Source organism: Lysinibacillus sp. NPDC093216 (assembly GCF_050280325.1).
Lineage (GTDB): Bacteria > Bacillota > Bacilli > Bacillales_A > Planococcaceae > Lysinibacillus.
In genome coordinates this window covers 55829-72186 of record NZ_JBNNVB010000016.1, presented here as the reverse complement: position 1 = coordinate 72186, position 16358 = coordinate 55829, and the positions used below count along the sequence as shown (strand labels likewise).

The 16358-nt window shown below is 36.9% G+C and carries 13 protein-coding genes; 1 reads left to right on the top strand and 12 read right to left on the bottom strand.

Annotated elements, in window-relative coordinates; genetic code table 11:
* Positions 1 to 218 precede the first annotated feature (218 nt).
* Positions 219 to 653: a tyrosine-type recombinase/integrase gene (locus ACQKOG_RS17185; protein ID WP_427447559.1), complete on the top strand. Its 435-nt coding sequence runs from the start codon at positions 219 to 221 to the stop codon at positions 651 to 653.
* Positions 654 to 874: 221 nt separating this feature from the next.
* Here ACQKOG_RS17185 and ACQKOG_RS17180 read toward each other — a convergent pair whose 3' ends face one another.
* The 12 genes from ACQKOG_RS17180 to ACQKOG_RS17125 form a co-directional block, all read right to left on the bottom strand.
* The gene (locus tag ACQKOG_RS17180) at positions 875 to 1816 is read right to left on the bottom strand and encodes a rhodanese-related sulfurtransferase (protein WP_427447557.1); all 942 of its coding nucleotides are present in this window, start codon (positions 1814 to 1816) and stop codon (positions 875 to 877) included.
* 977 nt (positions 1817 to 2793) lie between these two features.
* Entirely contained in the window at positions 2794 to 3645 is an 852-nt protein-coding gene (locus tag ACQKOG_RS17175) for a GNAT family N-acetyltransferase (protein ID WP_427447555.1), read from the bottom strand.
* A 27-nt stretch (positions 3646 to 3672) separates the two neighbouring features.
* Positions 3673 to 4809 (bottom strand): amidohydrolase, encoded by a 1137-nt coding sequence (locus ACQKOG_RS17170; RefSeq protein ID WP_427447553.1) that lies wholly within the window; start codon positions 4807 to 4809, stop codon positions 3673 to 3675.
* Between the two features lie 57 nt (positions 4810 to 4866).
* On the bottom strand, positions 4867 to 5985 hold the full coding sequence (locus tag ACQKOG_RS17165) for a mandelate racemase/muconate lactonizing enzyme family protein (protein ID WP_370076417.1): 1119 nt from the start codon (positions 5983 to 5985) through the stop codon (positions 4867 to 4869).
* Between the two features lie 385 nt (positions 5986 to 6370).
* Positions 6371 to 7795 (bottom strand): amino acid permease, encoded by a 1425-nt coding sequence (locus ACQKOG_RS17160; protein ID WP_427447552.1) that lies wholly within the window; start codon positions 7793 to 7795, stop codon positions 6371 to 6373.
* A 101-nt stretch (positions 7796 to 7896) separates the two neighbouring features.
* A complete protein-coding gene (locus ACQKOG_RS17155; protein WP_427447551.1) occupies positions 7897 to 9066 on the bottom strand; it encodes a Glu/Leu/Phe/Val family dehydrogenase in 1170 nt (389 codons plus the stop codon).
* 326 nt (positions 9067 to 9392) lie between these two features.
* Positions 9393 to 9740: an aldehyde dehydrogenase family protein gene (locus ACQKOG_RS17150; protein ID WP_427447549.1), complete on the bottom strand. Its 348-nt coding sequence runs from the start codon at positions 9738 to 9740 to the stop codon at positions 9393 to 9395.
* 54 nt (positions 9741 to 9794) lie between these two features.
* A complete protein-coding gene (locus ACQKOG_RS17145) occupies positions 9795 to 11501 on the bottom strand; it encodes a thiamine pyrophosphate-binding protein (protein WP_427447547.1) in 1707 nt (568 codons plus the stop codon).
* 77 nt (positions 11502 to 11578) lie between these two features.
* On the bottom strand, positions 11579 to 13060 hold the full coding sequence (locus tag ACQKOG_RS17140) for a sodium:solute symporter family protein (protein WP_427447545.1): 1482 nt from the start codon (positions 13058 to 13060) through the stop codon (positions 11579 to 11581).
* The gene (locus ACQKOG_RS17135) at positions 13057 to 13260 is read right to left on the bottom strand and encodes a DUF3311 domain-containing protein (RefSeq protein ID WP_323645934.1); all 204 of its coding nucleotides are present in this window, start codon (positions 13258 to 13260) and stop codon (positions 13057 to 13059) included. The genes ACQKOG_RS17140 and ACQKOG_RS17135 overlap by 4 nt, the downstream gene beginning before the upstream one ends.
* A gap of 146 nt (positions 13261 to 13406) precedes the next feature.
* Positions 13407 to 14879: an aldehyde dehydrogenase family protein gene (locus ACQKOG_RS17130; RefSeq protein ID WP_370076406.1), complete on the bottom strand. Its 1473-nt coding sequence runs from the start codon at positions 14877 to 14879 to the stop codon at positions 13407 to 13409.
* 295 nt (positions 14880 to 15174) lie between these two features.
* The gene (locus tag ACQKOG_RS17125; protein ID WP_427447542.1) at positions 15175 to 16218 is read right to left on the bottom strand and encodes an aromatic ring-hydroxylating oxygenase subunit alpha; all 1044 of its coding nucleotides are present in this window, start codon (positions 16216 to 16218) and stop codon (positions 15175 to 15177) included.
* Between the last annotated feature and the right edge of the window lie 140 nt (positions 16219 to 16358).

Below are 16358 nucleotides of genomic sequence, written 5' to 3'. Positions count from 1 at the left end.
AATCTATACTTTATTATACCAAATGATGAGGATTCAACCGAGGAAAGCAGCACAATATTAAAGCAAAGAAAGAATAAATGTAAGCGTCAAATAGCGCCTACCTGTTGTTTAGGGGGGCGCTACTGTTATCATAATTTAAATCATTATTTTTTCGACACCTTAAAGTTAGTCAGAATCTTCTCTGATCTGAGCATGAGCGTATCTACCGCTGCGTGCTAATGTTTAAATTATTAGCAACAACAGTTCTAAGACGTTCTGAACTTGTTTCATTAACATGGGAGCAAGTTGATTTGGTAAATGAAACGATTCGAATTGATGGAAAAGGGAAAAAAGAACGTATATTGCCCCTTCACCCACACTTAAAGCCGCTTCTGGCATCGTATAAAGCTTCTTTAAGAGTATATCAAATTTATCCAACAGAACCTGTTTTTCTAAATAAAAATCGTAAAGCATTAGATCCGCGAGGTTTACATGTCATCTTTAAAGATGTGTTGATAAAGGCAGGCCTCCCACCTAACCGCTTCACGCCCCATCACTTACGGCATACTTTTGCACCATTGTGTTACAGCAAAATAAAGAAAACGTTGTTTTGCAAACACTTCAAGAACTACTCGGCAATAAAAGTATTAAATGAAGAAGAATTACATGCTTAAATTTTTTACGAGTAACACACTCCGCTTACAATTAAAATAGGGCTTGTATCCCTAAGTAAAATTAAGCAAAAAACAACCGATAAACCCTTATATAAAGGTTCACCGGCTACATAGAAATATAGATTGATCTGAATAAAGCAATTATACAAGAATCAACAATGGATGTGAACGGCATTGTGTTTAAACAATATTATTTCCTGCACTCGCACAGCTTTTCATGCTTATGCTTGTAACGCCTCAATTGTTTGCGCTACTTGCTCTTCTGTTAAATTGTGACGCACGATGTAGCGGTTACGCGCATGCTTTGTACATTCGATTGTACAGCCACCTAAATGCTTTGCTTCATTTTCTTCAGATGCGATGATTTGCTTGTTACATTCAGGGTTTGCGCAGTTAATGTAACGTTCACAAGGTTCACCGTCATAGTGATCTTGACCGATAATCACATGTTCTACTTGATTGATTGGCACCGTTAAACGGTCATCAAATACGTACATTTGACCGTCCCATAATTGGCCTTTCGTAACAGGGTCTTTTCCGTATGTTGCAATACCGCCATGTAATTGACCGACATCGCCAAAGCCTTCACGTTTCATCCAGCCCGAAAACTTCTCACAACGAATCCCACCCGTGCAATATGTTAAAACATTTTTCCCTTCGAACAGCTCGCGGTTTGCACGTACCCATTCCGGTGTATCACGGAAGTTTTGTACATCTGGTCGAATCGCGTCACGAAAATGGCCGACATCGTATTCATACGTGTTACGCACATCTAATACTACTGTATTTTCATTTTGCATTTCAGCAAGGAATTGCTCTGGTGACAGGTAGCGACCTGTTAATTCATGTGGGTTTACGTCTTTTTCTAAGCCTAAGTTTACTAACTCAGGACGTGGGCGTACGTGCATTTTTTTGAATGCATGCCCATCTGCCGCATCAATTTTGAAGACAATGCCTTCAAACAATGGGTCTGCTTGCATGTTTGCCATGTATTGCTTAGTTTGCTCAATCGTACCTGAAACAGTACCATTAATGCCCTCTGTGGCTACTAAAATACGACCTTTTAAACCAATTTCTTTACACATGGCTAAGTGCGTTGCTGAAAACTCAGCTGAATCTTCAATTTGCGTGTAATGGTAATATAATAATACTTGATAATTCATTGTTTCCACCTATCATTTCATATATTTGCAGGATATACCTGATAGTGTCTTTTACGACCTATTTACCTTACAGGATATTCATTTAATATGCTATCGGTAATTAGACTGAAATAGGTATAAAAATTGTTTTCAAAGAATTTGTGAAGTGGTCAGCGAACCTTTTTTATTAAAAAGTGCCATTCCACAATCTGGTCCGATTGTGGAATAAGAAAAAATACTGCTTTGATACAGGATTTTTAATAAAACTTTTTGAATAGATTTAGAGGCTTCTTCAAATATTTTATCTTCATAAAACTTTTCGATTATTGGAAAGTATTTATGTTTAAAATGCTAGTAACAACAGGTCTGAGACGATCTAAACTATGTATACCCCTACAAACTTTATGAACTTAAAGTATTTTTAGCAAAATAAGTGACGATTGCCTTCTTCGGTCAAGATAGCAACAATTTTTGAGAAAAATAGTCTTTATTAGTTAGTTAATTTTATATATAATATTCGTGTTCTATTTAATCTGTGTAGTATCCAGCCGATGGACGAATAGCACTACAATATTAAAACGCGAACTTTTAGAGTGTTTTGAGTGTAATGGCTCGCCTTCTGTACTCTACCAGTATTTTCAAATAACCGTCTCAAACTATATTGTCCTCTTTCTTTCCAAACGATGCATCTGAAGGATATTTGCTTTTGTTTAATGATCTCTTTTAGGTTTAAGACGTTTTATTTCATTGATAATAGTAATAGAAAAGCTGAAACCAAAATAATTATATTTCCAATAAGTGGAATTTCCTTAGGTATTTATATTATGTAGTTTTTTTAAATTCTTGAGCCAAGAAATTTTAGACATTTACATTAAAAATAACGCTATGAGATGCATCGAGATTCAGTAACACGTACCGTTACCCATCTCGATTGCTCTCACGGCTCATAAATAAAAGCACTTTTTTAAGAGCACCTGCAAACGCGATTGAAATAAGTGCTAGTCTCTTTTTGTTAAAACATAATAGTAAACAGGACTAAAATTTTCTTCGCGTTCACTTCTAATAAAATCACTTACTTGCCAGCCAGCTTTAAAGTAATGAGTAAACACTTTCCGTGTTTGCAAACGCCACTCTAAAGCAAGATCAAAGTCTTCCTCTTTAATTTTCTGAAATTCACCAGGTACTGGAACAAATAATATTTCATAATCAACAGTTAAATTTGTATTCACTTCTTCAGGAACTGGATATTCATTCTCCCTTTCTTTCACTCTGATAACTGCCAAATCTTCTTGATATTTAGTGAGCTTCCCATAAACTCTATCAGCTTTATCTTTTACGTGATCAGTTTGAATCCACCAGTCAACATAAAAGCGATCAGACGGAATACCGGAATTGAGAATATCTTCCATTTCCCCGTAATAGTTCTCTATATAAGTTGAGCAAACTCCACCAAGCTTTTTAATATTTAAATTGGCATTCACTGTTTCTAATGGATCATACGTCCAAGTAATTAAATCATAACCAATTTTTAAAGCTTCTTTACACTGAGCAAGTTTTAATTGTTCACCAATTCCACTGATGCGGTATTCTGGATGCACCCCAAGTAAATAGGAACATAAATAAGTATTGATTCCATTAAAGCCAGCAAAGCTATATTGAAATCCAATAATTTTATCGTCTAAAAATGCTCCAATTACCATTCCACCATTATCTACCGATGTAACTGCATGGGCAACGGGAACCGGATCATCTGACTGCCAAATGATTTTTTCTAATTCACTTACCTCAACAAACTCCTCTACATCATGGATAGGACGGATTGTAAGTGAAAGGTTTTCGAACTGACCCATATACTAGTTTTCCTTTCTCTTTTCAATTTATATTTTTGCAGCATTTAATAAACATACTGTTAAAATTTTTGTACCGTAATTGAGTGCATCAATTTGAAAAGACATTTGTGGATGATGTAAGCCTGGCTCTAAACCACACCCTAATCCAATCATCGTTGCAGCAATATGCGGATGCTTCATTGTATAGAAGTGGAAATCCTCTCCTCCACGTGTAATACAAGGTTCTACGAGATGTTCAGGTCCACATATATCCGCAATGGATTTTTTTGCTATTTCTATCATCTTCTCATTGAGTGCAGCTGCGGGTACAAACCCTTGAAATTCATAATTAATTTGAGTATTCGTTAAATTCCCTACTGATTCAAGAACTTTCGCTGTTTTCTCTTGCAACTCAGTCATACCTTCATTTGATTGAGCACGTAAATCTAACGTAAATGAAGCTTTTCCTGGAATAGTGTTTGCACTTTCCCCTGAATGAAGCTGTGTCATTTTAACAGAAAAAGAACAACCTACTTGAAGTCTAATCCCTTGCAACACTTGAATTAATAAAGACGCAGCCTCAATCACATTACTTCCATTCTCTGGACGCGCTGCATGCGCCTGCAAGCCATAAATAACACCAACCGTAGTTACAGAGGCACCATGGACAATAGCTGGTGCAGCTTTTCCATAAGGAACTTCGAAAGTTGGACGTAAATGGATGCCAAATAACATCTCAATATCATTCAAAATCCCAGCTTCCATAAACCGCTTAGCACCTTCTCCAGTTTCCTCCGCTGGTTGAAAAATGAATCGAATCGTTTTTTCTGGACGAATACCAGCTTGTTTTAATGCTAACGCTGTATGTAACACCATTGTGCTGTGAGCATCATGTCCGCAAGAATGGTTTGCACGAACAACATGATCAACTTCTTGAACAAGAGCGTCCATATCTGCCCTTAGTCCAACAACATTACTTGTTTTACCTTCAATTTCTGCAATGAATCCGTAATGTCCTGAAAAAGTTTGTACAGTAAATCCAGCCGCTTGAAGCTTTGCAATCAAATAAGCTGAAGTTTCCTTTTCTCCCCAACTAGGTTCTGCAAGAGCGTGTAAGTCACGATATGTCTGGATAATATTTCCTTGATTATCACTAATAAAATCGATTGGGTTTAAATTGCTCATTATTAGCTCCTTAATTAATCAATAATATACATTTATTTAAGTAGATGTATGTCTAAATTAACTTTTTCTCCTAAGGCTTTTAGAATATACTGTTAGCTCTTGTAAAATATCTTCATTTACATCAATGCCTAATCCAGGTCGTTCATTAAGCTTAATAATCGGAATGTCGTATTGTAAATTACCAACATCTTTTTCAAATTTTAATGGCCCTGTTAGTTCGGCACTTGTTATGATCTTCTTTGAAAATGCAACATGAAATCCTGCTGCAGATCCAATTGATGACTCTACCATTGATCCAATTTGACATTCGATTCCTGCCAATTCTGCCATATGAGCTAATTTTACTGCAGGATATATACCACCACATTTCATTAATTTGATATTCACTTTATCAGCTGCTCGCTTCGAAATGATTTGGCGCATCTCTACACTACTATGCAGACCTTCATCTATCATCATTGGTATAGTCGATTTGCTTTTAATTTCAACCATTCCATCGATATCAATTGCTGTTACAGGTTGCTCAATCCAATCGATGGAGAGACCTGCTAATTTATCAAGGATTTGCAGGGCTATCGCACTATTTTTCCAACCTTGATTCACATCAACTCGAATGGCAATGTCTTCCGCAACTCGCTCACGAACTGCTTTGATTTTTTTAACATCTTCTAATGGCTCTGTACCAACTTTTAACTTTAAAGAACGATATCCAGCTTCTACACATTGTGCTGCCTCATCCGCCATATTTTCTGGTGTATCAATACTTAAAACATGGGTAATTGGCATACTTTCACGATAACGACCACCAATTAACATATACACTGGTAAACCTGCACTTTTTCCTGCCACATCATAACAAGCAATATCAATTGCAGCTTTTGCGGTTGAAACACCAAAAATTGTCTCGTCCATAAGGTCGTGAATCCGCTCAATATTAAGCGGATTCTCATCAATAATAATGGGCGCTAACGTATGAGCTAGAATATTATACGTACTTTCTAATGTTTCCCCAGTTACATAACTATCAGGTACTGCTTCACCATAACCAACAAATCCATTATCAGTTGTAATTTTAACAATGATAGATTGAATACTATTATATCCGCCATAACTAATTACAAACGGATTATTAAGCTGTAATTCAATTGCAAATAAATCTACTTGTTTAATCTTCATCGTTCTATTCTCATCCTTTTCATTCGTTATCTATAACTTTTTTTATTTGAATCAATTTCACAATTACTTATTCTAGTTATAAAAACGAGCGATTCGTATATTGAATTCATTCATTGTTCGACACTATAGTGTAATACTCTCGTTGATTGGAGCGTAAGGCGGCGACTCCTGCGGGAACAGCGCGAGCTGAAAGCCCCGCAGGAACGCAGTAACGAGGAATTGAAGCCGTGCCCACGGAAAGCGTCCGCCTGGAGCGGAAATCAACCTTGTTCTGATTTTAATGTTGATTGTTCAATTATGAAATCGACTTATTGACAGTACGATTGCAGTCGCTTTTGGAACTTTAGCAATCACCTTTTGCTTCGCTGAATGAAGAAAAAATGAATTATCTTGCTAATCTACCGTCATTTTCAGCTAATGAAACTGGCACTTCTTTTTTTCGCGTAAATTTAAAGTAATAGAAGATATAGCAAAGTACTACAAAACTAAATCCAATAAATAACGAAATACGTTGCGTAGGATCGAATGCTGTCATGGCTACTAAAACCAAACACATAGATATACATACAATTGGAATTAATGGAAAAAGTGGGACGCGATATTTTAAGTCTTCAACTTTACCGCCAGTAGCGACATATTGCCTACGGAATCTTATTTGCGAATAAGCAATCACCATCCAAGTGACAATTCCACCAACACCACTAATCGCTAATAATAATACGAATAATGTTTCTTCAGCCATAACACTTGTCAATAGAGATACGTAAGCAAAGATTAATGTAAAAGTAAGCGCATTCATTGGTAATCCACGCTTGTTCACTTTTCCAAACATCGGTGGAGCTTGACCACTCTGTGATAAAGAGAACAAAATTCTAGCACAAGCAAACATACCCGTGTTACCTACAGAAAGAATTGCTGTTAAAATAACAAAGTTCATAATATCAGCTGCATATGGAATACCTACCATATCAAACACTGTGACGAACGGACTCTCAAGAATTCCTGCTTCTTTCCAAGGAACAATTGCAGATAATACAAAGTTTGCAAGTACATAGAAAAGTAAAATACGTATAATAATTGTGCGAATCGCTACTGGGATATTTCTCTCCGGGTTTTCGGTTTCTCCAGCTGCTACTCCAACAATTTCCGACCCCATGAAAGCGTATACAACTGTCATCATCGAAACAAATACTCCGATAAATCCAGCCGGTAATAAGCCAGCACTTGTAAAGTTCGATAAGAATGGTGCTTCTTGACCTTGAATTGGTACAATACCAAAAATAGCGGCTCCACCGATTATAATAAATGCGATTACTGCAAGTACTTTAATCGCTGTAAACCAATACTCCATTTCAGCAAATGCCCTAGTTGTTAATGCGTTAATTCCGAACAATAATGTCGAGAAGACAAGACACCAAATCCATATTGGAACATCTGGGAACCATCTAGCCATCAATAGTCCAGCTGCTACGAACTCCAAACCTAAATATATCGCCCAGCTGAGCCAATATATCCAACCAATCATAAATCCAGTGGCCGGTCCAATAAATTTTTCCGCATGGGCTTGGAACGAACCAGACACTGGCATAATTACTGACAATTCACCAAGGCAAACCATAACAAGATACATAATAAGTCCACCAAATAAGTAAGCTGCAATAGCTCCGAATGGACCGGCTTCTCCAATAGCATAACCTGAACCTAGAAAGAAACCAGTACCCATAACTCCACCTACGGAAATCATAAATAAGTGTCTACTTTTCATCGACCGTTGTAATTCTTTCGGCCGGCTATCAAGCTCGTTTTTCATAATATTCACCCTTTTCAGTTAATTTAACTCGTAGTACTATAATGAAAACGGACGGAAGATGCGTTTTGCATCTCCTGTCTATCAAATTTAATATACTACTGTTAGATTTGGTGAAACATAAAAACATATTCCATTGAATCACTTTTCGCCGGTTTAAAAATTTCATATGCAACATCTCTTTGATATCTGCTTTGCATTTTAGCCTCCGTAAAGAGAGTGCGAACATTTTTACGGCAAAGCTTTTCAATATCATCAATTACTGCTTGTGGATTTGGTTCTACTAATCCAAAAATAACAGCATCGTAAGATCTAATTGCACCAAGGTTTGCTACGAAATCAATTACAATATCAATAGCTTTCTCCTTGATGATTTCGTCTCCTTCAGCAGAAATCGGGATGTTTGCTGCTTCAACAACTAGGCTTGCTTTTACTTGATTAGCATTAGATTTATTAATAACATCTTCTAGCGCACATGGAATTAAAATATCACAATCTACATCAAGCCATTCTGAGTTTGGACGTACTACATAGTCATTTTCAAAATAATTTTGATCCATTTCACCGAACTCATTCTTATGATCAATTAACTTTTGAACATCTAATCCATCTTCGCTAGCGACAAATAGATTCGCATCAGAAATTCCTACAACTTTATACCCTAGTTGAGAAAGTTTTAACGCACAACTTGCACCAACGCAGCCGAATCCTTGAATAACAACTCTTGCACCTTCTCTACCATCTTTATATTTCCAAGCTTCGTCAGCAGAGAATGCAACGCCATAACCTGTTACTACATCATTCATATACAATCCATCGATTTTTTGAAGTAATAAATCATCGTAATCTTTTATCCCTTTTAAAACAGCTGGATCACTTTTCATAGATTGTGTAAGAGGAATTTCAATCCCAAATTCACGGAAGATTTTCAGTACATCATTATATTTCGTACCAAGGTCACTTCCTAAAGAAACTCCGTTGTCAATATACGGTAGCATAGCAATTATATATCTCCTCAATACTTCAAAAGCATCTGGAGCTTTATAATCATAGGCAATACCACCTTTACAACCTCCAGTAGTTTCTGATTCACTTGCTACATATTTATACGCCATCGCTTCTGCAAGACGCTCAACTTCCTCTCTTGTAACGGATGGGTGCATTCTTGTACCGCCACCTGTGTAACCCTTTACAAAGTTGTGTACAACCATCCATCCTTTTGCATCTGTTTCTGTGTCGTTCCATTCAACAATTAAATATGGTTTTGTAGACATGTATTCTCCTCCTAAGTCGAAATATAGAATAGATTCTGCATTTTAACAAAGTTAATTTCCACAACAAATAGAGCTTTGGAACTTTCAAAATCACGCTTTGGCGGACGATTTCCAACGTCCAAGATGTCCTATTGTCTATAACCCGGGCGTAGCGTTTGTATCCACAATACAAATAAACTCACTAGTTTTTATTTTTTACAATTCCATAGAGTTATTTCAGGCGTATATTTAACTACTTTCTATCGATGAATCAAAGGGAATCATAAATAGAAAATCTCATTGGTTTGATTATTTCTCCCCTCCAATTTGCTAATATTGTCTTTGTATCACTCAAACCAATGGAGTGGTTGTGGGATTATATTCATATTAATTTGTTTTGTTTCTTGGTACTCATCCAGTCCATATGTGTAAATATTACGACCTATTCCACTTTGTTTATAGCCGCCCCATGGTGCCTGAATGTTTGTGAGGTGATAAGCATTCATCCATGTAATTCCTGAACGAGCTTTCTGATTGACACGTAATACTTTATTACTGTTGCTAGAGAAGACCGCACCAGCTAAACCATAATCATTGTCGTTTGCAAGACGAATAGAGTTTATATCGCTGCTTAATTTTGGATCCCCCTTTATTACCTCATTACTTTTGGTCACATAGTGTTCAATTCTTTGCAAAAGGAGACAGCCATATATAGAAAACGATCTCTTTATGCCCATCATTTTGTTTGCTTATTTGTGCGGACGGAAAGAGCGGATATATTCATTGGAATCTTTATAATTAAGAATTCCAACTGCCTCAACATCAACAACAACCATGTAAGATTTTTTGCTAGCTAAAGCATTCGCTAATTCCTTTTCAAACTCTTCCACAGAAGTTACTTTTTCCGCTTCATACCCCATAGATTTTGCCATCATAACAAAGTCCGGGTTTTTCAAATCAACAGCAGTTTTTCTACCATAAGCAGCCTCTTGATAATACTTCAAGATACCGTACCCTCCATCATCAAATAACAGAACAATTATTGGCGCATCTTCATGTACAGCTGTAATCATCTCACCAGCATTTACCATAAACCCGCCATCGCCAGCTACAAGTACTACCGGTTTGTCTGGTTGACCCACTTTAGCACCGATCGCCATTGGTAAACCTTGACCAATTCCTCCACCTGTCATGTAGAGGTAATTTCTTGGTTCATGTACATCAACTAATTTGTTCGCCCAAGTATAACCAGGAATTGTAACATCCGTTACTAAAATTGTGTCATGTGGAAGTTGCTCGTTCATAATTTCAGCAATTTCACCGTAAGGCTCGATTGTACTTCGAAGATCTTCACGAACTCCCTCACGAACTTCTTTTATCTCTTCTGTATAAGTTAGATCTCGAGTGATTTCTACATCCGCTATACCTTTATTAATTGCTGCTAATACAGCTTTTGCATCACCAATTAAAAAGTCTTGTGTATCAAAATTACGGTTAAATGCTTCTGGATTCAAGTCAATGTTAATATGATTCTCCGGAATAGGAGTAGACCAACCATTTGTTTCAGTGCCACGGAAACGAACGCCAACACTAATAAGTAAGTCTGCTTTGCTTACATGCTCCTCAACACGTGGGAACCATGCAAAGTTTCCAATACATAGTGGGTGATCTTCTGGAATAGCACCTTTTCCTGATTCACTTGTAATGACACCTGCTTTAATTTTGTTCACTAGCGTTACTAACTCTTCTGATGCGCCAGCGTGAATAATTCCATCTCCTACCCAAATCACTGGGCGTCTTGCGGCAGCGATTTTTTCAATAATTTCTTCTGGTAAGGTAACTTGTACTTCTAAATCTTCAACAGTTTTTACATTAACTAGATTATTTTCTGGAATAATCATGGCCTGAAAATCAGTAGGAATTTGAACAGTAACTGGCCCAGTCGGAACAGTTACTGCATCTTTAATTGCTTTTCTCATGAATGGTTTAATTAGTTTTGGACGTTTCAATAAAAAAGCAGATTTATTCACACCTTCCATCATTTTCAATTGATCTTTACATTCATGGATATAACGTTGATCCGTTCCAATATAGTTTGAATTCGCTTCGCCTGTAATGTGAAGAAGAGGTGTACCAGAGTTCCAAGTTTCTGTTAGTGAACCAGCACCATTTCCAGCTCCAGCACCCGTGCTTGTTAATACAACTCCTAGTTTTCCAGTTGCGCGCGAATAAGCATCTGCCATATTGACAGCTCCGCTTTCACCACGCGATGTCGCCATACGGATTTTCCCATCTCTGAGTATCGCATCATAAATCGGCATATTATGAATACTCACAATCCCAAATAGTACTTCAACACCAGCGTCAACTAATTCTTCTACAATTGCATCGGCTACAGTGTATTCTTGGTAGTTTTTGCTTTTCTCTACAGCTATTTTCTCTAATAGTTTCTTCATTGTGTTCCTCCCAATAATACATATTTTTTTATTATTGATATGGCAAGTTGCAAGTTAATTGCGACTGTCAATTTTAATTAGCCTTTAACTTGTTGATATTTTTCTAAATTACCATCTGTTTCTTTATTAAAATTCTTCTCTGTATTAACGCCAACTACATATGTGACAACAAAGTTTATCATCATAATTAATAGTCCCATATCAAAGTCTTTGATCATACTTGGAAGATTTGGATATAACGTCGCCAATGTAGTATCGGTTACTGTCGAATAAATAACTAGAATGACTCCAACAATCATCCCTGCGAAAGCACCTATTTTGGTAATCGGATTCTTTTTCAGAAGACTAAAGAAAAGTGCTGGGAACAGCTGGACAATAATGCTGTAGACCATAATGTAAATTAAACCAATCAACTTCGATTCATTCAAAGCGAAAAATATAGCAATGACGACTAAGATGGGTACCAATAGACGACTTAATCTTCCAAGTTGCTGGTCGGTTGTTTTAGGTCTCCACACTTTAAAAATGTTTTTCGATAAAAGTGTAGCGGATGACAGTAATACAATTGAGCTTGGAACAAGTGCCGCCAGTGCTCCTGCCCCTCCAACTAATCCGACAAACCAAGGTGGAAATGCACCCTGTGCAAGCTTAAATATAGACATGTCTGGGTCGTTTAAACCCGGCACTTGTAAAACCGCAGCAAACCCAATAAAAACAGAAAATACGATAATAAGTTGATATATAGGCATACTTGCAGCATTCCAACGAAGGGCCTTCGCGCTTTTGGAAGAGAAAACACCCGTTTGCATATGTGGAAAAAGATAAAATGCTAACGCTATCATAATCGACGTTGTAACAAACCATGTAATACTCAATCCTTCAGCAGGAAACAAGAGCATTTCTGGATGTACGCTCTCAATCGCTTGGAACATCGGTTTGAATCCACCATAGTAGTGGAATGGAAAATAAACGCCCATAAATATGATAACTCCAAGAATTAAAATATCTTTGAATATCGCTGTCCAGGCAGATCCGTGCATCCCTGAAATTGTTACATATACGGTGACTAATAAACCACTAAGCACAACAGCAAGTCCTGATGAAATCGACCCATACGATGATGCCGAAACAATAATTCCTAAACCAACAAATTGCATGACTAAATAGGATACAGATGCAATCACACCAATAATCGCAACAACAACTCCAAGACCTACACTCTTATATTTTTTCTCATAAAAATCTGCTTGCGACATAACATTATGTTTCTTTGCATACTTCCAAATCGGTGGTAACATCCAATATGCAACAATAAAATAGAAACAGTTAAATGCATATACTGCAGGCATCCCAACACCATAAGCCATCCCACTTGCGCCTAGGAAAGTGAATGTGGTAAACATTTCCCCCGCTAAGATAAAGAATATAGTTAATGAGCCAAAGCTTCGTCCCCCAACAGCCCATTGCTCCATATTCATTTCTTTACCTTTCCTTGCGCTAACGCCTAAATAACAAGCGAATATTAAAATTGCAAATGTAATAAAAAGTGATATATTCAAATGTCCTCTTCTCCTTCATGGTTAGCAGGATCTAGAATGTTTACGATGTATAAGAAAAGTGATGTTAAGATGACCCACAATAAAAGCCAGAACAAAACGAAAGGCATGCCAAGAACATATGGTTCTATCTTATTTATTACACTTAAACTCCCGATAGCAGGAATTAAACTGAAAAAGTATAACCAAATTCTCCTATTCATCCTTCGTTCCCCCCTTATTCCAATTTTCGACGAAAGATTTTGGCTCTTTACCATACATCTTCATCTGTGTAAACGCTTACCAAAACCTTTAGTTCTCATTGGTTTGATTATTTCTATCTTTCCAATTAGCTAATATTGTCTTTGTATCACTCAAACCAATGGAGTGGTTGTGGGTTTAAATTCATATTAATTTGTTTTGTTTCTTGATACTCATCCAGTCCATAAGTGCCAATGCTACGACCTATTCCACTATGTTTGTAGCCGCCCCATGGTGCCTGAATGTTTGTGAGGTGATAAGCATTCACCCATGTAATTCCAGAGCGAACTTTCTGAATGACACGTAATGCTTTATTACTGTCGGTAGAAAAGACCGCACCAGCTAATCCATAATCAGAGTCGTTTGCAAGACGAATAGCCTCTTCTTCATCTTTGAACTTTTGAATCACAACAACTGGTCCAAAAATTTCTTCCTTAACAATTCGCATATCGCTCGTTACATTGGTAAACACCGTTGGTTCAATGAAGAAACCTTTCTCCATCCCATCTCGCTCAATACGATTACCACCGCAGGCCAATGTAGCCCCTTCTTCTTGACCGATACGGATATATTCAAGAATGCTGTTCATATGATTCTCGCTAACTATTGCACCCGCTTTTGAGCTTTCATCATGTCCGGGGCCAACTTTAATTTGTTGTGCGCGTTTTACGTATTCTTCAACAAACTTATCGTAAATTCCCTCTTGCACTAACACTCGACTTCCAGATGAACACACTTGTCCACTACCATAAAAGATTCCAAATAAAGCATAGTCAACAGCTGTTTCGAAATCAGCATCATCAAAAATAATATTAGGGGATTTCCCGCCAAGTTCTAATGATACTTTCTTCAAGTTTCCAGTCGCCGCATGCATGATACTACGCCCAACTCCTGTGCTTCCTGTAAAGGAGACAACATCCACATCGTCACTTTCAGCAATCGTCTGGCCAACGACGGTTCCACCACCCAGGATTAATTGCGCAACACCTTTCGGTAAATCTGTTTCATCGATTAACTGAAACAGTTTGACAGCTGTTATCGGTGTAATTTCAGCCGGCTTTAATATAATTGAATTTCCTGCCGCAAGTGCTGGAGCTACTTTCCAAACCGCCATTAACAATGGATAGTTCCATGGAACTATTAACCCCGCTACTCCCATTGGTTCTTTCACAATCATCGTTTGTAAATCTTCCATTGCTTCATATATTACACCTGTTTGATTTTGAATAAGGCCTGCATAATAACGAAAAGCGCTAATTGAGTCGGCAACATCACCCTCTGCTTCCCTTAACACTTTTCCGTTATTTTGTGTTTCTAACTGAGCAATTTCAGCTGCATGTTCTTCCATTTTGTCAGCAATTTGTAGTAATATCGCAGCTCTTTCTTGTGGATTTTTTGAAGACCAAACGCCACTTTCAAAAGTTGCTTTTGCAATTTTAATCGCTTGTTCCACCTCTTCTTTAGTTGCTTTCGGGGCTTTAGCAATCACTTCTTGATTTGCAGGATTAATTACATCAAATAGTTGAGGATTACTTGAATCAATCCATTCTCCATTTATATAAAGCTTTAACTGTTCTGTCATCTGCTTTCCTCCCTAACTGTTTATAAAATTATTTATGTTTATTAGTACTAAAGAATGCAGGTATTGCATAATTCTTAAAAACTGCATAACTTCAACGTTTTGTTTATAACTTATTCAAAGATTTATAGTATTCGAACAGATAAGAACTCAAGTGAGTTTTTTATACTCACATCTATGTGTTTTCTCCTGTTACATTACATTTTCTCTTTACAATTATTTAGGAATGATTAAAAGAGTCTGTTATTTATAACATTTTTTTAAATGTACTTTCCTTTTTATTAGCAAGTTTAAATTATTATTCAGGAATGCCCATTGCTTCCTTGTACTGCTTGTGGAAATGCTTTATGCCATGCTCAGTTGGTGAATAAATCCCATGATCAAAAGCCTTTGTATGAAGCCCAGTTTGCAATAATTCAACGAGATCAAAGTCTTCTTTACGAACTTGATCGACAAATTTAATAAGTTCTTCTTGTTTATCCGTAATTTTATCGGAACTAAAATAGTAGCTGTAAATTGCCAAAGATTGGTTTGGTGAGATAGGTAGTATTTGGCTTGTCGTTATGTTTCCTTCTTCACCAGGATAAATGCTAATCATTAAGTTAGGCCATACCCAATAGAAAAATGCTGGATCTGCTTCTTCTCCTTGTTTCATTTCAGAATATTGACAAGTGTATGTGTTAAACGTGTCGATATTGTAGTTTTCCAAATCAAATGTTTTTGCAAATGCTGGGTGCGCTAATTTACAATGATCACACTCTAAATAATTGTCAACGACTGCTTTCCAATTTGCTTCGATTACCCTTTGAGTCGTTCGGATTCTCTTCAAAGCATTTAAAAACTTATATTGATCAAGACTTTCAACTAGATCGCTATATTCGGATTGAAACGATTTAGCGTTTGGATCTAAGTTTACAAAAATGAGAGATTGGTAAATTTCTAGCTTAACAGGTGTCATGCAATTGTGGTCACCTAAACTATCTTTATCAAAATTTGGTGCACGATTTACTTTTCCGTTTAGTTTGAAAGACCAACCATGGTATGAACAGAGAAATACTTTTTTGTTTCCGGAAGCGCTTTTTTCAACACGTGTACCGCGGTGTGGGCAAATGTTATAAAAGGCATTTACTTTTCCATCGTTGTTTTTGCTAACAATAATGGATTCTCCAGCAATTTCGAAAGTGAAAAAATCGCCTACTTTTTCTAATTGACTCATATGGCCAACGAAGACCCACTTTTTAGAAAAGATATTTTCTTTTTCTTCATCAAAGTATTGTTGTTCCACATAGTTTTTGTAAGACAAAGTCGCATTTGCTTTGTTGCTAAACGTATTGATTGTCATTGTTCTTTCATCCTCCCTATAAAAAAAGCATTTTGATATCTATAGCTCTATATCGCAATTATTGTACCAACTTCGAAAAGACGATAGCATCAAGGCAGAGAAGTTTTTTTACGCTTAGAAATGGGGAAAGTGAGTTTTTC